This is a genomic window from Sphaerochaeta globosa str. Buddy, from assembly GCF_000190435.1.
Lineage (GTDB): Bacteria > Spirochaetota > Spirochaetia > Sphaerochaetales > Sphaerochaetaceae > Sphaerochaeta > Sphaerochaeta globosa.
The window spans coordinates 2615921-2640574 of sequence record NC_015152.1 but is presented as its reverse complement, the minus strand read 5'-3'; the positions used below and the strand labels follow the sequence as shown (position 1 = coordinate 2640574).

General features: G+C 45.0%; 23 protein-coding genes. 17 read left to right on the top strand and 6 right to left on the bottom strand.

All coding sequences use genetic code 11. The annotated features are described in order from the left end of the window. Window positions 1-18: 18 nt before the first annotated feature. The 9 genes from SPIBUDDY_RS12310 to SPIBUDDY_RS12270 all read left to right on the top strand — a co-directional run bounded on the left by SPIBUDDY_RS12310 (window position 19) and on the right by SPIBUDDY_RS12270 (window position 9543). Window positions 19-831 carry a BtpA/SgcQ family protein gene (locus SPIBUDDY_RS12310; RefSeq protein ID WP_013608092.1) on the top strand — a complete coding sequence of 271 codons (813 nt, stop codon included), beginning with the start codon at window positions 19-21 and terminating at the stop codon, window positions 829-831. 16 nt (window positions 832-847) lie between these two features. After that, a complete protein-coding gene (locus SPIBUDDY_RS12305; RefSeq protein ID WP_013608091.1) occupies window positions 848-1903 on the top strand; it encodes a BMP family ABC transporter substrate-binding protein in 1056 nt (351 codons plus the stop codon). Window positions 1904-1973: 70 nt separating this feature from the next. Continuing rightward, window positions 1974-3503 (top strand): ABC transporter ATP-binding protein, encoded by a 1530-nt coding sequence (locus SPIBUDDY_RS12300; RefSeq protein ID WP_013608090.1) that lies wholly within the window; start codon window positions 1974-1976, stop codon window positions 3501-3503. After that, window positions 3487-4599, top strand: coding sequence for an ABC transporter permease (locus tag SPIBUDDY_RS12295; protein WP_013608089.1), 1113 nt, complete (start codon window positions 3487-3489; stop codon window positions 4597-4599). The genes SPIBUDDY_RS12300 and SPIBUDDY_RS12295 overlap by 17 nt, the downstream gene beginning before the upstream one ends. Further along, on the top strand, window positions 4592-5554 hold the full coding sequence (locus SPIBUDDY_RS12290; protein ID WP_013608088.1) for an ABC transporter permease: 963 nt from the start codon (window positions 4592-4594) through the stop codon (window positions 5552-5554). Before SPIBUDDY_RS12295 ends, SPIBUDDY_RS12290 begins: the two co-directional genes overlap by 8 nt. Window positions 5555-5572: 18 nt before the next feature. Then, window positions 5573-6904, top strand: coding sequence for an amidohydrolase family protein (locus SPIBUDDY_RS12285; RefSeq protein WP_013608087.1), 1332 nt, complete (start codon window positions 5573-5575; stop codon window positions 6902-6904). Then, window positions 6790-7533, top strand: a complete 744-nt coding sequence (locus SPIBUDDY_RS12280; RefSeq protein ID WP_081454654.1) for an HAD hydrolase-like protein — start codon at window positions 6790-6792, stop codon at window positions 7531-7533. Before SPIBUDDY_RS12285 ends, SPIBUDDY_RS12280 begins: the two co-directional genes overlap by 115 nt. A 10-nt stretch (window positions 7534-7543) precedes the next feature. Further along, window positions 7544-9025 carry an FGGY-family carbohydrate kinase gene (locus SPIBUDDY_RS12275; RefSeq protein ID WP_013608085.1) on the top strand — a complete coding sequence of 494 codons (1482 nt, stop codon included), beginning with the start codon at window positions 7544-7546 and terminating at the stop codon, window positions 9023-9025. Continuing rightward, window positions 9022-9543, top strand: a complete 522-nt coding sequence (locus tag SPIBUDDY_RS12270) for a KdsC family phosphatase (RefSeq protein WP_013608084.1) — start codon at window positions 9022-9024, stop codon at window positions 9541-9543. Before SPIBUDDY_RS12275 ends, SPIBUDDY_RS12270 begins: the two co-directional genes overlap by 4 nt. A 271-nt stretch (window positions 9544-9814) precedes the next feature. On the opposite strand, the gene SPIBUDDY_RS12265 is transcribed toward SPIBUDDY_RS12270, so the two are convergent. After that, on the bottom strand, window positions 9815-10612 hold the full coding sequence (locus SPIBUDDY_RS12265; RefSeq protein WP_041380772.1) for a DeoR/GlpR family DNA-binding transcription regulator: 798 nt from the start codon (window positions 10610-10612) through the stop codon (window positions 9815-9817). Then, window positions 10605-11138, bottom strand: coding sequence for a VOC family protein (locus SPIBUDDY_RS12260; protein WP_013608082.1), 534 nt, complete (start codon window positions 11136-11138; stop codon window positions 10605-10607). Before SPIBUDDY_RS12260 ends, SPIBUDDY_RS12265 begins: the two co-directional genes overlap by 8 nt. Before the next feature lie 339 nt (window positions 11139-11477). Here SPIBUDDY_RS12260 and SPIBUDDY_RS12255 point away from each other — a divergent pair, with 339 nt between their 5' ends. The 8 genes from SPIBUDDY_RS12255 to SPIBUDDY_RS12220 all read left to right on the top strand — a co-directional run bounded on the left by SPIBUDDY_RS12255 (window position 11478) and on the right by SPIBUDDY_RS12220 (window position 20685). Next, on the top strand, window positions 11478-12050 hold the full coding sequence (locus SPIBUDDY_RS12255; protein WP_013608081.1) for a phosphoheptose isomerase family protein: 573 nt from the start codon (window positions 11478-11480) through the stop codon (window positions 12048-12050). Between the two features lie 13 nt (window positions 12051-12063). Continuing rightward, window positions 12064-12543, top strand: coding sequence for a VOC family protein (locus SPIBUDDY_RS12250; protein ID WP_013608080.1), 480 nt, complete (start codon window positions 12064-12066; stop codon window positions 12541-12543). Window positions 12544-12600: 57 nt separating this feature from the next. Continuing rightward, the gene (locus SPIBUDDY_RS12245; RefSeq protein WP_013608079.1) at window positions 12601-13590 is read left to right on the top strand and encodes a substrate-binding domain-containing protein; all 990 of its coding nucleotides are present in this window, start codon (window positions 12601-12603) and stop codon (window positions 13588-13590) included. A gap of 427 nt (window positions 13591-14017) precedes the next feature. After that, window positions 14018-15523, top strand: coding sequence for a sugar ABC transporter ATP-binding protein (locus SPIBUDDY_RS12240; protein WP_013608078.1), 1506 nt, complete (start codon window positions 14018-14020; stop codon window positions 15521-15523). An 11-nt stretch (window positions 15524-15534) separates the two neighbouring features. Continuing rightward, on the top strand, window positions 15535-16569 hold the full coding sequence (locus tag SPIBUDDY_RS12235) for an ABC transporter permease (protein ID WP_013608077.1): 1035 nt from the start codon (window positions 15535-15537) through the stop codon (window positions 16567-16569). Window positions 16570-16700: 131 nt separating this feature from the next. Next, complete coding sequence (locus tag SPIBUDDY_RS12230) at window positions 16701-17573, top strand: ABC transporter permease (RefSeq protein WP_245523777.1); 873 nt, start codon at window positions 16701-16703, stop codon at window positions 17571-17573. Further along, a complete protein-coding gene (locus SPIBUDDY_RS12225; RefSeq protein ID WP_013608075.1) occupies window positions 17570-18433 on the top strand; it encodes a D-psicose 3-epimerase in 864 nt (287 codons plus the stop codon). The genes SPIBUDDY_RS12230 and SPIBUDDY_RS12225 overlap by 4 nt, the downstream gene beginning before the upstream one ends. 593 nt (window positions 18434-19026) lie before the next feature. After that, the gene (locus tag SPIBUDDY_RS12220) at window positions 19027-20685 is read left to right on the top strand and encodes an IS1634 family transposase (protein ID WP_013608074.1); all 1659 of its coding nucleotides are present in this window, start codon (window positions 19027-19029) and stop codon (window positions 20683-20685) included. A gap of 100 nt (window positions 20686-20785) precedes the next feature. Here SPIBUDDY_RS12220 and SPIBUDDY_RS16215 read toward each other — a convergent pair whose 3' ends face one another. From SPIBUDDY_RS16215 to SPIBUDDY_RS12200, 4 genes are all read right to left on the bottom strand, one after another. Continuing rightward, window positions 20786-21163, bottom strand: coding sequence for a hypothetical protein (locus tag SPIBUDDY_RS16215; RefSeq protein WP_155816107.1), 378 nt, complete (start codon window positions 21161-21163; stop codon window positions 20786-20788). Between the two features lie 242 nt (window positions 21164-21405). Then, on the bottom strand, window positions 21406-22257 hold the full coding sequence (locus SPIBUDDY_RS12210) for a carbohydrate ABC transporter permease (protein ID WP_013608072.1): 852 nt from the start codon (window positions 22255-22257) through the stop codon (window positions 21406-21408). Between the two features lie 12 nt (window positions 22258-22269). Then, on the bottom strand, window positions 22270-23148 hold the full coding sequence (locus tag SPIBUDDY_RS12205; protein WP_013608071.1) for a carbohydrate ABC transporter permease: 879 nt from the start codon (window positions 23146-23148) through the stop codon (window positions 22270-22272). Window positions 23149-23224: 76 nt separating this feature from the next. Continuing rightward, window positions 23225-24604 (bottom strand): ABC transporter substrate-binding protein, encoded by a 1380-nt coding sequence (locus tag SPIBUDDY_RS12200; RefSeq protein ID WP_013608070.1) that lies wholly within the window; start codon window positions 24602-24604, stop codon window positions 23225-23227. Window positions 24605-24654 lie beyond the last annotated feature (50 nt).

Here is a 24654-nt window from a genome sequence, read left to right as displayed (position 1 = left end):
ACCTACGCGGGAGGAAGTATGGGTAAAGAGTGGTTGAAGGATGTATATGGAACATACAAGCCAGTTATCGGTATGTGCCATTTGGATGCGCTTCCTGGGGATCCCAGATACGACGTTGAACATGGTTTGGATTGGGTTATAGATAGGGTGAGATACAACGTAAAGGCACTCCAAGAGGGTGGAGTGGACGCAATCATGTTCTCCAACGAGTTCAGTCTCCCCTATCTGACAAAAGTCCATCCAATAACTCCCATCACGATGGCTCGCATTATCGGTGAGGTCAAGAACGAGGTAAAGGTTCCCTATGGGGTGAACGTACTTTGGGACCCCGAGGCAACCATAGAACTGGCAGTTGCTGTTCAGGCACAGTTTGTTCGAGAGGTTTTCACCGGTGTCTATGGAAGCGACTTCGGCCTCTGGGATACTAATTGTGGAGAAGTGGTACGGTCCCGCAACACTCTTGGAGGTAAAGGTATCCGCTTGATGTTCAATATCTATCCGGAAGCCAGCACCTATCTCGGTGGACGTGACATAGCTGATATCGCCAAGACCACGGTATTCAACGCACATCCCGATGTGCTTTGTGTATCAGGACGAACAGCAGGGGCTGAGACTTCTCCCAAGCTTTTACAGGATGTCGTTTCCGTTGTTCCAGATGTTCCGGTTTTCACAAATACCGGGGTCAATGAGAAGAATGTAGTAGAACAGTTGAGGATTGCCGATGGGGCGGTTATAGGTACTGCGTTCAAAAAGAACGATGATTTTTTTGAGTTAATAGATCGCGAGAAAGTATCGCGTTTTATGCATAAGGTCCGTTCATTCAGAACCTAAAGAAGGAGGAAAACGTATGAACAGAAAACTAGGAACAATGGTATTGTTGCTTCTGTTGGTCACCACCATGGTGTTTGCTGCCGGTCGTACTGAACAGAAAGTAGTGGACGACAAGGTAACCGTCGCAGTCGTTATGCCCAGTCCACTTGGGGACCGATCATTTGTTGATTCAGCAGCGACGGGGGTAAAGAGGGCTAATGCCGAGCTTCCAGTCCGTGCCGACATCATCGAGACTCAAGGTGTTCATGAACATGAGACAGCGATGAGAAGTGCCATTAACAGAGGGTATGACCTGATCTTAGGTGTCGGTCTTGACACTCAGATGATGCTTGACCTTGCAGAAGAGAATCCAGACCAGACATTTGGCTCCCCGTCGGAACTATATGCAGACAAGCTTCCTGCAAATCTTGCCTCATTGCTGATTAATGTCAACAAGTCCAGCTTCCTTGCTGGTATTGCTGCAGGTCTGTTAACAGAGACTGGTAAAGTTGGTGCAGTATGTGGTGGCGATGCCCCTGGTATTAACCAGTTCTTCTACGGCTTCAAGCAGGGTGTTTTGGAAGTAAATCCTGACGCCAAGGTCTACGTTAACTACCTCGGTTTCGATTTTTCCAATCCCACCTTGGGAAAAGAGAGTGCCATTAGTCTATACGATGAGGGATGTGATATCATTTATCACGTTGCAGGGCTTTCGGGAGAAGGTGTTCTTGCTGCTGCAGCAGAGCGTGGCCTTTATGCGATCGGCGTTGACAATGTGCAGGATGGCTTCTATCCCGGAAGTATCATCACCTCGGTCATCAAACGCGTCGATAACAGCACCTATGACTTGATTAGTGAGTTTGTGAATGGTACCTATCAAGGCGGTTTCCGATCACTAGACCTTGAGGATGGCGCAACTGGACTTTCATGGGACGTCGGTGCAACCGATTTTGCAGACAAGGGACCCAAGGAGATGGTTGCGAAGCTGCCAGAGATCCAAAGTCTGATTGCCTCCTATCGTGAGCGTATTCTCAGTGGAAAATTCGAGGTCTATGATGCATTGACCATGCCTCTCTGGGATTCATTGAAGTAAGAGTCATTTGGTTGTGGATGGTGCGTTTGTACCATCCACAAATATGACAGATTAGTTGAGGAGGCTTTGTGTGGAACATGCAGTCACATTCCATGCCATAAGCAAATATTTTGCCTCTACGCAGGTCCAAGCCAACAAAGATGTCTCCTTTTCAATCCGAAGAGGTGAAATCCATGCAATCTGCGGTGAGAATGGAGCAGGGAAATCGACCTTGATGAACATTCTGTTCGGGATTACCAAACCGGACTCAGGCATGTTGGAAGTGAATGGGAAAGAACAGGCCTTCGCTTCACCATCAGATGCAATAGCGGCTGGGATTGGAATGGTCCACCAGCACTTCAAGGTTGTCAACTCCTTTACAGTCACCAAGAATATTCTCTTAGGTATCGAGCGTGGAAAGTTTGGATTCATCAATTCCAAAGCAGAACAGGCTTTTGTCGAGCAGCTTTCTGCGAAGTATTCACTTCCCATTAAGGCCGACCAGATAGTTGGTACACTGCAGGTTGGTCAACTCCAGCGTGTGGAAATCCTGAAGATGCTTGCCAGGAATGTAAGCATTCTCATTCTCGATGAACCAACAGCGGTTCTCACCCCGCAGGAAGTGAAACCCTTCCTTGCCACCTTGAAAGAACTGGCAAAGGCAGGCCAGACAATCCTCTTTATCTCACACAAACTTCAGGAAGTACTTGATGTTGCTGATCGAGTTACCGTCATGAAAAAGGGTGAGGTGGTAGGGACCAAGGAGACAAAGGATACCACGCTTGCTGAGCTTGCAATGATGATGGTCGGAAGGGAAGTACTCTTCACTGTCGAGAAAAGTGACCCGGATCCGAAGGATGTCGTTCTTACCGTCGAGAACCTATCAGTAGTAAATCAGCTGGGGGTAAAGGTGCTCAGTGATGTCTCCTTTTCCATTCGATCGGGAGAGATATATGGTTTGGCCGGGGTGAGTGGAAATGGTCAGGAGGCCTTGGTAAATGCCATCTGTGGACTTGAAAAGGTAGCGGGGGGAAGCATTGTTCTTGAGCATAAGGACATTACCCAAGCTGATGTCATCAAGCGTAAGGAGCTTGGGATGTCGCATGTACCGGAAGACAGGATCAATGTCGGGTTGAACCTGTCGACATCGATTAAGGAAAATTCCATTCTAGGGTTCCAGCGTAAGAAACCATTTAGGAAGCGATTCTTCCTTGATTCGATGGTGTGTGAAAGTCACACCCAGCAAATCATCGAAAAGTATCAAGTTGCAGGAGCTCATGCCAACGGTGAGGTTGGAAAGCTTTCTGGAGGAAATATGCAAAAGATTGTCCTGGGACGGGAACTCGCTTCCAAACCTAGGCTTCTAATTGTCAACCAACCGACTCGTGGATTGGATGTCGGTAGTATTGAGTTCGTCCATCGTATGTTGATCAAACAGCGAGATGAGGGGGTTGCTATTCTCCTAGTCTCAGTTGAGTTGGAAGAGATTCTGAGTATGAGTGACCGAGTCGGAGTGCTCTGTGCAGGAATCCTTCAGGGAGAGTTGTTGGAACACGAAATGAATGAGAGAAATATCGGAATACTGATGGTAGGAGGGAGCCTGGATGAAACGGCCAAGTAAGACCATGGTACTTTCTGCATTAGTGCCGTTGTGTGCTCTCACCTTGGGAGTGGTGGTCACCTCTTTTTTTATTGCACTTACTGGAGTTTCTCCGCTCAGTGCGTTCCGTGTTCTGCTTTCAGGCGCTTTTGGAACGTCGGGAAAGGTCTGGCCATTGTTGATTACTCTTGGACAGGCAACCCCCTTGATTCTAACTGGCCTTGCTGCAATGTATTCGTTCAGGGTGGGCGTCTTCTGTATTGCCCAAGAAGGGCAGTATGTGTTTGGCGCTATTGTGGCCGCCTGGCTTGGTGTGGTACTTGCTCTCCCTCCTTGGTTACATATTCTAGTTGTATTGGCTGCTTCAATGCTTGCCGGCGGTATATACGGCCTCATTCCTGCGTTTCTGAAAGTCAAACTTGGGGTTAATGAAATTATCTCCTCCATCATGCTCAATAGCATCGCTGTTTTGGTGCTGGAGTACATGGTGGCCTTTCCCCTACGTGCCGATCAAGGGCAAAAAGCCCAATCGGCCGTTCTGTCCCGCGCTATCTGGCTTCCTCAGTTTGTCCAGGGTTCTCGATGGGGTATCTCGTTCGTCATTGCGATCGCTTTAGCTGTGTTCGCCTACTTCCATATCTGGAAGACTTCAAAAGGGTATGAACTCCGCATGGTCGGCCAGGCCAAACGGTTTGCCCGCTATGGGGGAATCAAGGCGGATCCGACTATTCTCAAGACCCTTTTTCTGAGCGGTATGATTGCCGGTCTTGCGGGAAGCATGGAGATTCTGGGTAATTATCATCGTATCATGACTGGCTTTTCCTCCGGCCTTGGATTTGACGGATTGAGTGTGGCCTTGCTTGGTCAATCCCATCCTATCGGGGTCGTCATAGTGGCGATTCTCCTCTCCGGTATCCGCCAAGGTGCCCAGTTGGGGCTGCAGATCAGTTTGCAGGTCCCCCGTGAACTTGGTGGGGTACTCATTGCCATGATAATTCTCTTCATCGCTGCCGAGAATGTTTATCGTCCCATCTTGGAGAAATTGTACGATGCTGTTCGAGGATGGTGTCTCGCCTTGAAGCAAAAAAGAAATGGGAAGGAGGTTGATCATGCTTGAGTTTCTCAATTTTTTCAATATCAATGTCATCAACAGCTCAATCCGCCTTGCTACTCCCATCGTTCTTGCTGCCCTTGGAGCCGCAATGTGTAATAAGGCAGGGGTTCTAAACCTTGCCATCGATGGGAAAATGCTCATTGGAGCCTTCACAGCCATAGTAACCACTTACTTCTATCGGAATTTTACCTCCTTGGGGATGGCATATCCCGTGTTGGCCACTTATCTCGGAGTACTTACAGCGATGCTAGTCGGAGGGGTATTTGGGCTCTTCTTTGCTTGGATGCATATTAAATACAAGGTCCACTTGGTCATACTTGCCATTGCCATCAATATGCTAGCTTTGGAAGTGACTGTTTACTTGATGCGAGTTCTTTTCAAGCAGGCAGGAACTTGGAGCCATCCTAGCATTGTTCAGTTGCCTTCGATCAATGTTGCTTGGATATCTTCGATTCCTCTGATTGGAAGGTTTCTTACCGGATACAATGCTATTGTTTACTTTTCTTGGTTTGTTGCCATCGCGTTGACGATTATGATGTACAAGACCAGTTTTGGAAGGCATATTCAAGCGGTTGGAGAGAACATCGAGGCTGCCGAGGCAGCAGGAATCTCGGTAAAAAAAGTCCAGTACTTTGCTCTGGTGTTCAGCGGGATGCTCGCCGGTATGGCAGGAGCTTTCCTTTCGGTCGGCCACCTTACTCTTTTTACCAGAGATATGAGCAGTGGTAGAGGATGGATCGGTAATGCGGCTGCTCTGTTCGGATTCAACAGTGCCCCGGGTTCCTTCTTTGCCGCCCTGTTTTTTGGGTTTGCCGATGGAATTGCACTTCGATTACAGAATGTCACCAACCTGCCACCCTATATCGTTCAATTGATGCCAAACTTATTGACCCTAGTCATTCTCGCTATTGTCTCCTATCGGGGAAAAATTCGCGAACTCAAGCGTACACAACAGTAATTACAGGGAGATGTTGAAATGAAACGTACTTTGATTATGGCAAAAGCTATTGTTACCATGGATGACGATTACCATGTGTATGAGAGCGGACATCTGGTTGTTGAGGATGAACGTATTGTTCTGATTGGAAGTGGAAAAGCTCCGAACCAGCACTACGATGAGGTAATGGATCTTCCCAATCATCTCTTGATGCCCGGTTTGATTAACGCCCACACCCACACCCCGATGGTGCTCACACGCGGTATGTGTGAGGGTGTCAGTTTATTTACGATGGATGGGTTCATCAACACCCTTCGCCGATACGAGATGGATGCCGATGCTGACATGGCCAGTGCCTCAGTGGGTGTTTCCTGTGCAGAGATGATTCGAACGGGTACAACCTGTTTCGTAGACCAGTATTTCTATGCTGATCGGATTTTCGAGGCAGTCGACGCTTCATCCTTGAGAGCCGTCATTGCCTACGGAATTGTAGAACTTGGGGAAAAGAAGGCACGCGAACGTGAACTGGCTCTAGCAACCGACTTTCTCAATCAATGCAGAACCCATGTCCGAATAACTGGTTGGATTGGACCTCATGCTTTTTTCGTGGACAACAGTGAGGAGTTGATCCAGGAAGAGATGCGTCTTGCCTTGAAGTACAAGGCAGGATTCCATATTCATTTCGCCACGAGCAATGAGGAGAATAACTACTGTAGAAAGACCTATGGCTGTGATGCCATCAAGAAAATGGAAGCTATGGGAATCATGGAGATACCAATTCTTGCAGCTCACTCCATCACTGTCAGCAATGAGGATATCAGGATAATGGCGGAACACCCTTTCTATCCAGTCATGGCCCCCTCTGCCGCAATGAGAAGCGGTTTTGCTGCAGCTCCGGTAAAAGAAATGAGACTAGCTGGGGTAAAGGTCCTTCTTGGAACAGACAATGTTTGTAACAGTAATTCATACGATATGTTCAGGGAGATGGCTACCGCTGGGAAGTTGGTCATCCATACAGCACGTGATGTCAACGCCATCACTCCGAAGGAAGTTGTTGCCATGGCGACCCGCGATGCTGCCCAGGCTATTGGCCAAGGAGATAGGATAGGGTCCTTAGAATCTGGCAAACTTGCCGATGTTATTGCGCTCGACCTCTCCGATATCGGGTGGGTTCCGATGGGAGCACAGGATTGGTATACCCAGTTGGTTTATTCTGTTTCCGGCCACAGTGTTACCCACTCGATGGTTGGTGGGAAATGGTTGATGAAGGATCGGCTTCTGTGCACTGTAGATTATCGGAAGGAATGCGAGAGATTGGAAGAATCAAATCTCAAGTTGCTCAAACGGCTCGCAAAACGGGCAGGCCGATGAGAGAAGTTGATAGCTTGCTCTTCGACCTTGATGGGACGCTCTGGTCACCTCTACCACTTTCTCTCCATTGTTGGAACGAGGCGTGCCGGGTTAACTCTGTCTCATCAGAAAATGTTACCGAAGAGAATCTGAGATTGTGTTTTGGACGAAGCTCATCTTTCATTAGGTCCACCTTGGTTCAATCCTATTCCTCCTCTGTGCAGCGGAAGGTATGTGAAACAGCCTTTGGCTTGGAGAACCAGAACATTGCCTACCATACCAACTTGCTCTATCCCTTAGTGAAAGAGACTTTGGAACGACTATCTGTAAGCTATCCACTCTTCATTGTCAGCAATTGTCAGCCTGGGTATATCGAGGCATTTCTTGAGTCCTACCATCTTGCTCATTTGTTTATTGATTTTCGTTCTTCAGAAGAGAATGGATTATCGAAGCATCAAAATATTGCAGATTTGGTACGGATTTATGCGTTGGACCATCCCATCTATATTGGAGATACCCAGCTTGATGCTGAGGCCGCTTCTCTTGCACATGTCCCCTTTATTTATGCAACCTATGGATTCGGATCTGTTCCAGAGGCAGGATTTGCAATCTCAAATTTTTCCGATCTTCCAAAGTTGCTAACCCAATAGGAGCGTATCCATGGAAAGAAGTTTGTATATTGGACTTGATATTGGCACTACAGCTATTAAGCTGCTCTGTCTTGCACATGATGGGACGATAGTATTCAGCGATTCTCTCACTCATGACTTGTTAACGTCTAAGGAAGGTTTTGCAGAAGAGAATCCCGAGGAATGGGAACAGCATACTTACAGCCTTTTCAAGGCTTTGATAGCATCCCTTTCTTCTGAAGACCTTGCTTCAATCAAAGCCATCGGAGTAACAGGGATGGTCCCCACACTTATTCCTCTTGATGCTGATTACCGGCCGATGGGATATTCCATTCAGCAGCAGGATAATCGTGCTATCACCGAGGTGGAGGAAATGCAACGTGATTTCGACTCTGATTGGATGTTTGAAACCACTGGAAGCATGATTAACTCTCAACATATCGGGCCGAAATTGCTTTGGTTGAAGAAGCACAAACCAGATCTCTTTTCGCATATGTCTCATATCCTGGGGTCTTATGATTATATCAGATATCTATTGTGCGGAATGGCAGCCATTGAGCGAAACTGGGCTTTAGAGAGTGGGATGTGGAATCTTAGAGAAGAGGCCTGGATTAATGATGTGCTTTCCTACTGCTCTATTGATGTCTCCTATCTTTCTGAAGTGAGAAAGTCACAAGACGTAGTGGGCACGACAACTAAGGAATTTTGTGCTAAGACCGGGTTCCCGAGTGGCGTGAAAGTCGTTGCTGGCAGTGCAGATCATATAGCCTCTGCATTTTCGACTGGAGCCCGCTCTAATGGGGATTTAGTACTCAAGCTGGGTGGCGCCGGGGATATCTTATTCAGCGTTGATCACCTGGTGACCGACAAACGGCTTTTCATAGATTATCAATGTGATGGAAGTGACCATTATGTTCTAAACGGATGCACCGCAACTAGTGGATCCCTTTTAAAGTGGTTCAAGCAGGAAGCAAGTCTTCCAGAATTCGAAGATATGGATGTTCAAGCGCTGCATATAGGCCCGCTAAGTGATGGTGTCATCGTGCTGCCTTACTTCATGGGGGAGAAGACGCCTTTGTTTGATGCCCATGCAAAAGGAGTCATTTACGGTCTTTCACTTTCTCATACGAGGGTGCATATATATCGTGCAATTCTTGAGGCTGTGGCATACAGTTTCCGTCACCATATTGAAGTGTTTGCTGAACAGGGGCTAGAGGTCAAACGGGTTTATATCACCAACGGAGGCTCTAAAAGTAAACTCTGGCGTTCCATTCTTGCCGATGTAATCGGGTATGATGTCGCCTATATTCCGAATCATCCCGGTTCTTGCCTTGGAGGAGCCATTATTGCCGGTATAGCAGTCGGGGGGATGGATCAATCAATTATCGATACAATGCTCGTGCATGCCCTTCATATTCCTCACAATAGAAAGTACCACTTACAGTACAATGAGGGCTATCGAAGGTATAGACAGCTCTATGAACAGTTGAAAGGAATGATGAGAGCAGAATGAAACAAATTGATATGATATTGACTGATATTGATGGGGTTTGGACAGATGGAGGCCTATATTTTTCCCAGACCGAGGAGAGTATGAAACGGTTTTCTGTCTATGATGGATGGGGGATTAGGTACTGCAGAAACCTCAACATTCCTGTAGGGATAATTACCGCCGAAGATCTTCCAATGGCTAGTTTAATTGGAAAAAAGTTCAAAACTCCGTATATCTTCACAGCGGTGTCTGACAAGTTGGAAACTGGAAAGACCCTAGCGGAACAATTGAATATATCGATGGAACGCGTTGCCTATATTGGCGATGACCTCAACGATCTGCCCTTACTACGGGCAGTGGGATTTTCTGGTTGCCCAACGAATGCTCCAATCTGGGTAAAGCGTGAAGTCGATTATGTATGCCAAACACAGGGTGGATATGGCGCTTTCCGAGAGTTTGTGGAACACATCCTTCAAGATAGAAAGGATTTCCAACATCTAATCGAAATCTATGCACAAAAAGGGCGGTATGTACAATAATCACACCGCTTGAGGCTTTGATTTGTGATTCCTGCGGAGGATGTGGATGTTCTCCCTGGTACCGATATTACAGAAGGTTTCGGGGCTTGGTAGATCTTGTTAGAATTGATTCTAATCCTTTCTGTAGAGCACTATTGGCTTTTAGATACTGGCTGTATTTGAATGTCCAGCAGCTAAACTGTTGTTCATACAGGTAGCTCCCAATGATGAGATGCTCATGCCTAGTTAAATTGGTGAAATAATTGTGAACTAGCTCATGAGATGTTTCAGTTTAAGCAATATATAACTTAATCCCATTTGATGTAATGAAATCTCTATAGGCTTGCGGGATTCCTTCATCAGTTATGATTGCTGAGAAAGTTGTGAGATTGGTAAATACACATGTACTCACTTTGTCGAACTTGCTTGAGTCAATAATGAGGATTCGTTCTTGACTACAATCAAGCATAGCTTGTTTCAATGGTACATCTTCAAAATAACCGCAGGTAATCCCTTGATTGATATCAAAGCCTGTAGCGCCGATGAAGCATTTACTAGCACGATATTGACGAAGTAAATTTGCAGATTCCTGATTATAAAACACTCGTGGCTTATTCAAATATATGCCGCCAGGGCAAATAATCGATGATTGGTCCAGTTTGACAAGTAATTCTATTGCAAGGAACGATGGAGTAATAATTGTATAGGAAGAATCACGAGGTAACAATTTGGCTATTGCAGCAGCAGTAGTACCTGAGTCCAAAAAAAATACCTCATCTTTCGCCAATAAGCTAATTGCCTTGGCTGCAATTTTTTCCTTGATAATCGTGTTCTTTTTGATTTCAGAATCAACTATATAATTTGGCGTCTTTCCTGGGATATTGGACGTAATACCACCATAAACTTGCTTAATTAACCCTTGATTTGCTAACTGTGCACAATCTCTGCGTGCAGTCATTTCTGATACGTTGAGAGTATTTGCTAAGTCTTTGATGGTAATGAAGTGAAGATTGTTTACAATTTCTACTTCTTTTTGCTGTCTGTTGTTCAAAGTGTTCATTTGTTGCTCAGTATATATAATCTTATTCATGAAAAAAAGTGTCATCTACTAAAGGATAGACACTTTCAGGTTCGTGGCGGCGTATTGGTCGTTGAATCAATTCATAACAAATTCCATATGTTTCTTCTGTGTCCAAATAAGCATAATGTCCATCTCCATCAAGTCCAAAACCGCCTCCCTCCATTATTACATCGATTCCACTTTTCTTGACGATAGCAAGAGAACTTTCAATATCTTGAACATAGATGCCAAGGTGCTGCAGTCCGTATCCGTGTTTTTCAATAAAGTCGGTGTAGATTGTGTGTCCATCGAGAGGTTGAATTAGCTCGATTCTCGTGCTACCAAAATAGCCGAGAGCAATACGAGAAGAATAGCTTGTCGGTTTTCCCTTATAGGTCATTAGTGTTAGTAGTTGCGGGCCATAGGTATAGATCTTCCAATCGCCAATCCCAAAACTCTCATAGTAAGATTTGACCATGGCATGTACGTTTTCTACGACAAATCCAAGTTGTCCAATCGATGAATCCAAGATGGCTAATTTTTCTTTTACCGGCATGATAGCCTCCTCCTATTGATTGGATTGCCTTGAGATACTTGATTCAATCTAATTCATGATCAAGTCACCCGATGTGCCGGGTATGAATAAATCTATAACACATCTTTTATCCAAAATATCGTTATAGTCAATGTTTTTATCACAAATGCAGAGTTAAATGGTAAAAATGTTGACATAATAGCAATGTGATGGTAATACTTTAACATAGGATACCAGATAGATTAGGCTGCTTGAGCTGTGAAAAGGTATCATGTGGTAGGAACATTGTGGCTCATTCTAGATACAAGGGAATAATGTTATTTCATATAAATATTTGCATGAATTAAAAGGAGTAGCAGGATGGATTTTAAGAAACTTGCTGAAGTGATACTTGAGGAGAACCGACAGGTTCTGGACAGGATTGATATCAAAGAAGTTGAACGCTTAATTGAGGAGATTGATAAGGCTAAGACCATCCAACTCTACGCCATGGGCAGAATGGGACTCTCTATGCAAGGCTTCACCATGCGATTGAGACATATGGGTTATGATGCTTACATAGTCTACGACACCATCACTCCCTGTATCGGAGAGGGTGACTTATTATTGGTTCTGTGCGGTATGACCAATGTAGAAATGAATATTGTTAAGCTTTCCAAGGAAGCCAAAGCCACTATCGGCATTCTTAGCCCTCATCCAGAGAATGAGATCGGACAACTAGCGGATTTCACCGTTAGGGTTCCGGGTCAATTTTTCGGTGATCCAAGTGAAGTAAAGTCAATTCAGCCGATGTGTACAATCTTGGAACAATCGATGTTCCTGTTCACCGACATCATTACCATGATGATCATCGAGAAGAATCATGTCGACATAGACAAGATGCATAAGAGACACACCAATCTGGAAGGATTGTTGAAACCATTTGCAAAATAGAAGGGGACGGTATATGAAAGATGGAGATATCTGTCAGATAGCAGAGGTTGTTACTGACATTGACAAAGCCATGAAGCATCTTTGGGAAGACTTTGGTATGGGACCTTGGGACATCTATGAATATGGACCAACTACTGTACGTAATTCGATGTATCGCGGGAAACCCAACCTGCAAAGATATAAGCTAGCCGTGTGCTGGATTGGGCCGGTTCAATACGAACTGATGCAGCCGATTGATGGATATAGCATCTATAACGAATTCCTTGAGAAATCCAATGGGAGAAGTGGTATCCAGCACTTCAAAATCTACTACAAGGATTGCAAGAAAAAAATTGCTGAGCTGAAGAAGAAGGGTTATGAAGTCATTCAATCAGGAGAAATTGGAGACGACGAATTTTATTATTTATCAACTGAGGAAAAAATCGGGACTGTCATAGAACTTGGTAATGCAGGCTCCATACCTGCACCAATAAGGACGTATCCTGAAACGTAAATAAAGGGAGAAAAACACTTTATAAGTGGAAGTATCATACAAAAAGGAGAAAAAGGTATGAAAAAATTTTTGTTGGTGATGGTGATTGCACTTGTTGCACTTTCACTTTTCGCACAGGGTACAAAGGAAGCTGGAAAGACAGAGCCGGAGATGATTCTGAATCCGAAGCTGATTTCAGCTTGGTTTGAGCCATATGAAGCCGATGGTATTGCAGCAGGCACTGAATATGGCGCAAAAGTGTATTTTAAGGCTAGCGCAGCGGCTGATGAAGCCGAGCAAGTCAGAATACTTGAAGATGCTATCAATACTGGAGTAAATGCTCTTCTTGTAGTTCCAAATGATGCGAACTCGCTCGTTCCGACGTTTAAGAAAGCTAGAGCGCAGGGAATCGTTGTGTTGACTCATGAGTCACCGAATCAGCCTGAAGCCGACTTTGATATTGAGATGATTGACAATGTCAAGTTTGGCGAGAAGTTCATTGATGAATTCGTGAGGATCACAGGGTCCAAAGAAGGTGAATATGCAATATTCGTAGGATCCCTGACGGTTCCAGCACACAACATTTGGGCAGATGCAGCCATTGCATATGCCAAGAAGAACTACCCAGGCTTAAAGCTTGTTGCCAGCAAATTCCCAGTATCAGAAGACAGGAATGCCGCTCGACAACAGACTCTTGAGCTGCTCCAGGTGTATCCTAAGCTGAAGGGAATTCTCGGATTTGGAAGTCAGGGCGGCCCAGGTGCTGCACAAGCTCTCAGAGAAGTTGGAAGAACAGCTGATGTAACCGTAATCTGCACCACTAGCCCAGCTGAAGCCTCTCCGTTCTTGAAGGATAATTCCATCGATGAATGCATCCTTTGGTCCTCTGGAGATGCAGCGAAGGCTATGGTCTATGTAGCAAAACTAGTCCTCGATGGAAAGCGTGATCAGATTAAGCAGGGCATCGAGATCCCCGGGCTTGGTAAACCAACCGTAGATGGTATGAACCTGATATTTGATTTCCCGCTAATCGTCGATAAGACAAACAGTGACAAGTACAATTTCTAGTCTGTATTGACTCATTTATATTGTGCGGGACTGGGAGAACCCCCCTCCCGCACATTTATTAGGAAAACGGGCATCAACATTCCTAAACTGAATAACACTTAAGAGTACAGGATTCGGCGAGTCAGTTAGACTAAAGATAGATGAAATTCTCACGATTGGTGGACGATGTAAAGTGTCTATCTCGTGAATGAAAAGGGCCTATTCAGGGGTGCTGGAATCTGGTTGGTGCAGCAATTTATGCCATGATCCTTTCTGTAAAACGCATGGACCGGTATGGTATTGTACGTAAATTCATGTACAATAAATAAAAGAATCTGGTTGGTCGAATCTTCATATTCTGTGCAGCTTGTACACCGGTGTAGGGATTAGTGAAGTCCAATAGTCTCCGCCCTCACTCATACGATTCAGCCAAAAAAGAGGGAATCAGATGGATTTTATCGCTATTGAAAACTGCAGCAAGGCATTTGGCGGGGTCAAGGCTTTAAAGGGCATCTCGTTTTCTGTTAAGCAGGGAGAGATACACGGTCTTGTGGGCGAAAATGGCAGCGGAAAATCAACTCTTATCAATATTCTAGCAGGTTCTCTTTCTGCTGATACGGGTAAGATTGCTATTGATGGGGAGCCGATGGCTTCCTATGGACCTCTTTCCGGTATGCAATATGGCATCAGTGTAATCTATCAAGATTTCTCTTTGTTTCCGAACTTGACCGTCCTGGAGAATGTCTGCCTTTCGAACCAGATAAAGGACAAGAAAGCTTTCTTCTCGATTAAGAAACACTCTGATGAGGTGAAGAGCCTTTTAGATCAATTGGATGCCAATATCAGCCTTTCTGATATAGTCGGAGAAATTCCTGTGGCCAAGCAGCAAATGGTAGCTATTGCCCGGGCTTTGAATAATAACCCCAAGCTCCTAATCTTCGATGAACCAACCACTGCTCTTACGAGAGAAGAAATAAATAATCTTTTCAAAATCATAGGTATGCTGAAGTCTAAGGGCATTTCGATTATCTTTATCAGCCATAAGATTGATGAGATTATGGAAATCTGTGATGTAGTTACCATTCTGAGAGATGGAGAGGTAATTGATATCAAGCAAATCAGCGATGTAAGCATTGCCGAAATAGAGAAGTTGATGGTTGGAGCCTCTTCTGTCTATACAAAGCATGTCGATGATTCGCTGATCAGTAGTGATTCTTATATGTTGAAAGTTAAGGGCCTGTCGAAGATAAATAATTTCCTGGATATCTCATTTGACTTGAAGAAAGGGGAGATTATTGGTTTTACAGGCCTTCTTGGTTCCGGTCGTACTGAAATTGCAACTGCTTTATTCGGGATTGCGCCGGCAGACAGTGGGGAGATTGAGATCGATGGACAAGGTGTTTCAATCAGAAGTGTTCAGGATGCTGTGACCCATGGGATTGCTTATGTTCCGGAGAACAGACTAACCCAAGGGTTGGTGATGGATTATTCCCAGAGGGATAATATTATACTTCCCACAATCAGTAAATTCACCAGAAAAGGCTTGTTGGATGAAGTCAGAATGACTGAAACAGCAAATCATTGGATTGATGAGGTGAAAGTCAAGACTGATGATGTTTTCAAGGAAGTCAAGACGCTCTCAGGTGGAAACCAGCAGAAAATTGTGTTGGCAAAGTGGTTGGAAATGAATCCGAAAGTGCTGATTCTAGATGGTCCTACGGTTGGAGTGGACGTCGGTGCAAAGGCCAGCATTTTTAAGACTATCCATGAGATGGTAGAGAAATACGAGATGTCTGTTATTCTTATTTCTGATGAGATTCGTGAGCTGACTGCCAATTGCAATCGCGTTCTGGTCATGCAGAATGGAAGGCTTTGTAGGATTCTGGATAAACCTGAGGAGATTGATGATGATTACATCAAGGGCATTCTTGATGAACAGAAACGAGCAATTTAGGAAGTAGCAGTATGGAAAAAATTAGAAATATACTCAAAAAACGAGAGGCCTTGCTAGCTGTAATCATCCTGATTTACTCTGCTTTTGTTGCTATCATGGCACCGACATTCCTCAGCTATGGGAATCTAACCAACGTGCTCAAGGCGTGTTCTGTCACGGGTATCTTCTCATTGGGTGTGCTGATCATAATTATCAGCGGAGGGTTCGATGTATCCTTCACAGCTATCGCTCAGGTCACAGAATATTTTTGCGTCTATTTCATGGTCAATTGGTTTACTCACGGTAATTTGTTGCTTACCCTCCTTTTGGCAAGCCTTGTAGGGGCTTTGATGGGACTTTTCAATGGTTTTCTCATCGACCATTTCAAGATGCCTGCCATCATCATAACGATTTCGACCCAGAATCTTTTCTACGGCCTTATGTATGTGGTTACGAGGGGAAAATTGCTGTATACCATCCCAGAATATATCTGGCCGCTCGCTGATGGCAAATTATTCAAGGTGGCACAGGCTGTTGGTTCTCCCAATGGATTTAGTTATGTCACGGTACTCTGGTTCGTCATGGCAGTCATTCTTGACTTTGTGCTGAGGAAGACTACGTTCGGTAGAACCATCTATTGGGTTGGGGGCAACCGAACAGCAGCTAAAAGAGTCGGAGTCAACATGTTTCGTAACACGATGCTGGTTTACGGTATCGCAGGGGCGATAGTTGGAATAGGATCAATAGCTCACGTGGCCATTGTCCAGACAGTTATTCCAAATTCAATTGTAGGTACTGAGATGGCGGTAATCGCCGCAATCATTCTTGGAGGTGCTTCAATCTCTGGGGGAAGAGGTTCTGTCCTCGGTTCTATTTTGGGCGTTCTTTTGTTTCAGATAGTGAATAACAGCCTTACTCTTTTGAAGATCTCTTCATATTGGTACAACGTATTCACAGGCGCCATCATTATTCTCAGCCTTATCCTCAATGCTACCCAAGAAATACAGCAGAAGAGGCAGATTATCAGAGTGAAAGTTGCATCTGACATCAAGGAGGCTGCTGTATGAGCAAAAGGAATATTTTTCTGAGAATGAGGGAAAGTGAGTTCTTTTCGCTGTTGATTACCATAGTAGCGATATTCCTCTTCATGTACTTGCTCAATGGCTCCAAGTTTCTGTCGTTCAGGAATCTCACCACTATGATGTACCAAATGCCAACTATTGGGTTTATGGCCATCGGCATGCTGATAGCTGAGCTCACCGGAGGAATCAATCTATCCATTGTTGCTGCTGCTAATTTCAACGGTATTGTAATCCATGTGGTACTTAAGTCCCTTACCATGGGAGATACAGTGAATGCCAGCAATGGCCAGGTGTATATCGCACTTTTGATAGGGCTACTGGCTTGTATTCTGATTGGGTTTATTAATGGCCTGCTGATTTCCAAACTGAAAATTCCAGCCCTTTTGGTTACTTTGGGTATGTCCACTCTCCTACAAGGTCTGAGCATTCTCATTACCATGGGATATACCATTTCTGGATTTCCAGAGCAAATAACATGGTTTGGAGTAGGGGAGGTTATTGGTATCCCTGTATCAATCATTTTATTCATCGTAGTTGTATTTGTGCTTCACTTTATTTTGGATCGTACAGTTTATGGCAAACAGCTGTATATGACGGGGGCCAACCCAGAGGCTGCTAGGTTTTCCAATGTTAATACTGACAAGGTCATAATCGTCGAATATATTCTATCTGCCTTTCTGTCCTTTTTTGCATCGATGGTTATGATTGGTCAGATGAACTCTGTCAAGGCTGACTATTATGAGTCGTATGTCCTTATTGCAGTTCTAGCTACCTTCCTTGGTGGAGTGAAGCCTACTGGTGGATTCGGAAAACTGTTTGGTACTGTGATGGCCTCAATTATCCTGCAGCTAATTTCTACAGGCTTGAATCTGAAGAGATTTGACCCCTATCTGGTCACGGCAATCTGGGGCTCCATCATTATTCTTGTACTCTTTGGGAGAGAAATCTCCAACAAGATACTACATAAGCTAAGAAGGAGTGCCAAATGAGAAAGATTGGTATCTACTATGCATTCTGGACACATGAATGGGTTGCGGATTTTTTTCCGTTTGTCCCTAAGGTAAAGAAGCTCGGCTATGATATTCTCGAGGTGCACAGTGGAATACTGGCTGATTGGACCGAGTCGAAAAGGCTGGATCTAGCCAAGGCAGCCACAGATGAAGGCATCCAACTGTCATACGGACTAGGTTGCAGCGCTGAGTACGATGTCTCTTCTCCCGATGAGAGTATTCGCCAGAATGGGCTAAGATACATGACATCACTAATCCAGGCTGTTGGAAGGATGGGTGGGGGAGTAATCCAAGGTTCCACATACTGCGCATGGCCAAAAAAACTGGAGATAGGAGAAAGCAAACAACACTATGTTGACCAGAGCTTCAAGAGTATGAGGCAACTGGCTAAAGTAGCGGAAGATGATAATGTTATTGTCAACATGGAGATTCTCAACCGCTTTGAGCAGTTTGTTTTCAATACGGTTGCTGAGGCTTTGCCATTTGTCAGCGCAATTGACAGCCCCAACCTTGGGTTATTACTTGATACGTTCCATATGAATATCGAAGAGGATTCTATACCTGAGGCTATCATTATGGCAGGGAAGTATATGAAAGGGCTTCATTGCGGGGAGACCAACAGAAAGCCGGTAGGTATGGGTCGGATGCCATGGGCGGAGATACGGGAAGCTTTGGATGAGATTCACTTTGACGGCCAGATAATCCAAGAGCCCTTTGTAACCTTCGGAGGTCAGGTTGGTCAGGATATTTCAGTCTGGCGCGAGGTTATCGAGAATCCGGATCTAGACAAGTTGGCAGCTGATTCTGCTGCTTTCATGAGAAGGGTGCTGGTAGACTGAAGTTGAGGGTTTGTTGTGATGGTTCAAGTGATGCCTGATTACCTAGCAAAATCAATGAGCTGACTACTCGTGTGCCGATTGGCTCAGAGCGACTTGTCTTTTGCTATATTTGTTAGGGGTGTCACCATACCAGGACAAGATTTCACTATGTGATTATGGAAGGAGTAACATTCTTGATGTGTTTTTATAAAATATCAAGCATGATTTCTATCGAGTTATTCCTTCCGGAAAGTTATGAACCAGTCTCTTTTAGGTGCGGCTGCCTCCACCAAGCCGGTTATCGGTTCTTGTTGAAAGAAGCAGGTAGCAAAAGCCATCCAGTAACGCCTATTCTTGTTAATTTTGAATAATATGTCAGAATCCTTGATGTCTATAGAGAGCTTTGCCACGTCAAATCACACATGATGGAAATCTCTGATTTCAACTATTGGCTTCTATTGCAGACTGTTTATCTCATTAGGGCAATCATAATAGCTTAGCATCTCAAATTCCCGTCTCAGTTATATCTAGGGATTAGATAATTCTTTTAAATAGTTGCAGATAATGTCGTAAAGTGCGTGACAAAAGCTCTAAACATAGGTATAATTCTATCTATGATAGATGCCAATCCAAAACCGACGAAAATCATCCGTGTCACCAACAAGAAGAACGGTGTCACCTACCTCTACGAGGACCAGGCCTTCTGGAACAGCGAGAAGAAGCGCGGAGAGCACAAGCGGAAGTGCATCGGCCGCCTCGGTCCCGACGGCGATGAGATATACAACGAGTACTATCAGGCAAAGAAGCAGGCCGTCAAGGCCGAGACTCCGCTTGTCTCCAAGACCACTCTGATGGGGCAGAACCTCATCCTGGACAAGGTGGTCAAGGAAACCGGCATCAAACCAGTTCTGAAGGAAGCCTTCGGCACAGATGACGCCGATGCCATCCTCCAGCTTGCAAGGTACAGCGTCTGCGAGGGCAAAGCCCTCAGCAGAGCCGAGGACTGGCTGAACGACCGGGGTTTCAACGGCAGCGCCCTTTGTTCGCAGCGCATCAGCGAGCTGCTCGCCTCCCTGTCCGACGACAGGCGCAACACCTTCTTCAAGCTTTGGATCAACAAGCAGGCGAAGAAAAAGGCACTGCTGTTCGATATCACCAGCATATCCTCATATGGTAAAACCAATACATATGTGGAACGGGGGTACAACCGCGACCACGAGAACCTGAGGCAGATCAATCTCGGACTGCTCAGTTCCCACTCGTCGAACGTCCCACTCTGGTACTCGGAACTGCTCGGCAGCATGGCGGACTCCATCGTGCTCGACCATGTGCTGGGCAACCTGGAAAAGCTCGATGTGAAGGACATCAACCTGGTAGGCGACAGGGGCTTCTACAGCGAGGCGAACCTCAGGAACATAGCAGAGAAGGGACAGAAGTTCACCATCCCCGTACCCTCCAGCCTCAAGTGGCAGAAGGAATTGATTGACAAGGTCAGGGACTCCATCAGAAGACCGGCTAACATCATCAGGAACCCAGAGGACGACAAGTCCTACATCTATGGCGTCACCGACTACAAGACCGAGTCCTACGGCAGGACCTGGAGGCACGTCTACTTCGACCCCGTCAGGAAGGAGCAGGACATCGCATCGCTGATGCTCAGGCTGCGAAAGTGCGAGGAGGAGCTTGCAAGCGGGAATATCGTCGAAAGGAACAAAGGCCTGTACGAGACGTACTTCACCGTCAAGGAGACGCCCAAGCGGGGAAGAAAGGTCAGCCTGAACGAGGAGGCCGTCACTTCCTACATCAACGGCTACAGCGGGTTCTGGATCATCCTCACCAATGCGGAAAAAGATGCATCCAAGGCCTTGGAGCACTACAACCGCAGATGCGACATCGAGTTCCACTTCGACGACATGAAGAACCTCTTGGACTGCAACAGGCTCAACGTGCACACAGAGAAGACCATGAAGGGCAGGCTGTTCGTCAACTTCATCACCCTCATCCTGCTCAACGATCTGAGAGGCAAGGTCTCGGCCATCAAGCCGAGGGATAGGAAGTACTGGGACTCCAAGGACATGCTGAACAAGGTTTCCACCTATTCAAGGATTCACTTCACTGGTACCTATAAGGACCTCTGGACGGTGCCCACCAAGGCCCAGAGGCTGATCTTCAGCCTCTTAAAGATAGAGTATCATTGGAAGGGAAAGATAGTGAATCTTGAGAAGCCAATAGAGCCTGAAGATGATAGCGAACAGGAAGAGGACGAGACCTAGTTATAATTAGGTCGGGAATTTGAGTTAGCATATAGATATGTCTTATAAGATTGGCTCTGCAAAACATCCAGGATATTTTTAAAAAAAGAAATTTATATGTTCATTTATAGTGATTGGATTTGGTTTGCTGAAACGTAATTGTAGCAAGCAGCGCCAAACCTCCGGGAAGGAAAAGAAAGAGTGTAATTCCGATGAACACGGAAAGTACCATGATAGTAATGATAGCCATACTGATCAGCAAAGTTAGTTTTAGATTGGTAAAACAGAGAAGAATGGATTCACTGTAGAGACGTATGAATTGGAGTGAGGGTTGTTCTACCAAGAGCGGGTATCGGTAGAGTGATGAGAGAAAGAGAAGAATATCAAACCAGATGAATAGCGCGTTGATGAAGCGAGATAAAAGGAGAGTCTCAGTCGCAATCATGTTCTTGATGGATAAACCAATTGAAAGTAGTAAAAGGATATCAATGAAACCCATGCAGAAAGACTTCCAAAGGGATGGTGAATGAAAAAATAATAGCCACAATCTTTTTGCTTTCCAGATTGTTTCCTCAGTCTCTTGTTTGGCCATAAGTAGTATGAAAGCCCATCCAATACCTATTGTAATCAATGGGAGGGAGCAGAGCAGAAACCAAAGGCTCATTTTCATCCAAGAGATAGGCTCATGGATGATGATATGAGCCCATTCTCTCATGCAAGGGATATAGCCACTTTCCTTTCTCATCCTTTGATTCCAGTCATCACAATACCTTCTACTACATACTTTTGACAAAAAATATAAATGATTATTAGTGGAAGCGATGCAGTTGAGAGAAGTACCATAATTTGATTCCAGGGAACCGCGGAGACAGTGGCTGTATAGATCTGAAGCATCAGAGGCCATTTGTCTTTTGCCGGTAAAAGCATCAACGGTACCATGAACTGACTATAAACCACATTGAACGTATTGAGAATGGCGATTGAAAATACGGGTAGGGAAAGAGGGAAGACTATACGGCTAAAAATCACGAAGCTATTTGCCCCATCGATTCTAGCAGCGTCCATTAATGCATCAGGGATGGTGTCAAAGAAATTTTTAAAAAGAAATACCATCCATCCCCACGCCGAGAAGGTGAGAATGATGGACCAGTAGCTATTGATTAAGCCCCAGCTGTTCATCATGAGAAAAGTTGGAATTATAGTAGCTTGATTGCTAATCATCATGGTCCCAATGAAGAAAAGCAACAAGGAATCGGAATGCTTGATTCTTAGTTTTGATAGACCGAAGGCACATAAAGAGCTGATGCTCACCTGTACAAGAATCGTCCCTCCACAGATGATGACGGTATTCTTGATATTGTTCCAGAGATTGAATGTTCTGAATGTCTCACCGATGTTTCTCCAAAGGAAGATTTTTGGAAATAGGGAGGGGGGAAATGCCATAACCTCAAGCTTATCCTTGAACATACCAAAGAACATCCAAGCGTGAGGAAGTATTTGGAAGGGAATCGAGACTATAAGAATCGTGATGATTGCAATATATATGCGTTTACCTTGTCCCTTTTTTCGTTCGGAATCCTGAATGATTGCCATGAATTTTCTCCTCTATCGGTTTGCCCGTTTCTGCATTCTCATCTGTAGTATTGTCAAAAGGAATACAATCACAAAGGCAATGGTTGTTATCGTAATGGCGTAGCTATACTCACCACCGGTATAGGCTTTGTCAAAGGCATAGAGTACCAGTGTTTCAGTGGATTTTGCCGGACCCCCGCCTGTCATGATCTTTGGCTCATCGAATAAGTTAAAAATTGCAATGGTATTGGTGATTAAAAGCATAGAGATGGTCGGCCGGATGGTGGGTAGTGTCAAAGAAAATAATTTGGACCAGAAACCTGCACCATCGATTTGTGCCGATTCATACAACTCCTTTGGGACATTGTTCAGACTTGCAAGGTAAATAATAAAGTCCATTCCTGCTGAGAGTCCTGCAAATATGAAGAGATATGGATATCTCATGCACCATTTTACCAAGAAAGTTGAGTTCAACCACAACTGATGAGGAAGTCCTGCTTGGCCCAAGATGTAATTAGCCAAGCCATAATCAGGTTGCCAGATGTATTTCCAAAGCACAGTGACCACAACAGAGGGCAGAATAGCCGGAATGTAGAAAAGGGTTCTTATGAGACCTTTGAATTTCTTCACCTCATTCACCATGATAGCGAGTACCAAAGGAACCCAGAAATTAAGGATCAACATAATTGCCCAGAATTCGAGGTTGTTCTTCAATGCATTGAGTACATACGGATCTCTGAAAGCACGGATATAGTTGCCAAAACCGATGAATACTCCTGGTGGTTTCATAATCTGATACCGAAAGAAACTGATGGTAATACCAGAGAGGATAGGATAGTACTTGAACATGATGAAAGCAATCAAAGCTGGCAAGAGAAATAGCCACCCTGAATTCCATCGTCGTTTTTTCATGATTGGTTCCTGATGTGTGAATTTGAAAGATATTCCGGGTTGCCCTATGCAACCCGGAATGGGTTTGACAATAGTGTTACTTCTTGAATGTTTCTGGATACTGCTTGTACGCTTCATTTGCTGCCTGTGTCAGCAAGGTACGTATTTCATCACGCGTAAGCTTCTCTGTCAGCAGAATTTTTTGTAGTACAGGGGCCAGAATATTCTTCAAGTTGTTCCAGTTCGGACACCAAGGCTCCATACGCGCAGTCTCGGAGATGATAGCAAACTCTGCCGCCCAACCTTCCGGCCAGCTGGTTGCCATGGAGAATTTTTTTTCGGTCATGTCAGTGCGAGGGGGTATTCTATTGTTGATACCACCAATAGAATTCTCATATTCCCACTTCTTTACCTGGAATTCTTCATCATAATCGAATAGCTGAACGAATTTCCAAGCTGCATCAAGCTCTGCCTGAGTTGCTGTGGGACTGAATATCCATGCATTACCACCTGCGATGGAGGCTTGTTGATGATTGGCATCCTTTGCAGGAATGGGAATAATCCCGAAACTATCCTGCGGAATTCCATACTTTTTCTCTGCTTCACTTGCAAAGTGGTCCATACGACCAAAAGCAAAGACTCCGCGACCTGAGTGCATGTCGTCACGAAGGTCATTCCATGACTTTAAGACATCTTTTTGGGTCATACGATACTTCCAGATCATGTCGTGCCAGAGCATTGCAGCGTCAATACCTGCTTCCTCTGAAAATCCAACGCGATAGGTTCCGTCACCATTGGGAATTACCATCTCACCGCCTGCAGACCAAACCCATGGAGTGAAGGGCCAGGCATTCCACTCCATTCCAACGAGCAAATAGCCGAATCGAGGAGCATTCATATCCGTTACTTTCTGTCCGAGGGCGGTAAATTCAGCCCAGGTTTTCGGAAGGTTGGCAGGATTTCCTCCACCGGCCTGTAGCGTATTCTTGTTGTATACAGTACCAGCCAGGTAGATATAGTCCATTACACCATACCACTTTCCATTGTACTGAAGAGCTTCATCCATAGCAGGATTAACCTTGCCCATTTTTTTCAAGTCCCAATTGTTAACAAAGTTGGAGATGTCTGCAATCATTCCGTTTGATGCACGAGTCTGGACATCAACATACGGAAGAAGGTTGGTAACAGTAGGCGCCTCTCCTGCCATCAATGCCTTGTCATATTGCTGTCGATAATCGGTTCCTGCTGGGGAGAAGATGCTGACAATCTCGATTTCTGGATAGCGACGCTGGAATTCCTCGACACAGAATTTCCATGAAGCTTTTTCTACATCGCTGTAATTCTCAAGTGGCCCCCAGACAGTGATTTTTACTTTTTCCTGTGAAATTTGTTCCGTTTCCTTGGTGCCGGCGGCAAAAAGCATACTCAAACAAGCGAACAACACGACGAATACTGCTACGACCTTGACCTTTTTCATGTTTTCTCCTTTTTGTCCTACCAAATTCGTCTTTGCTTGGTAGGTACTAA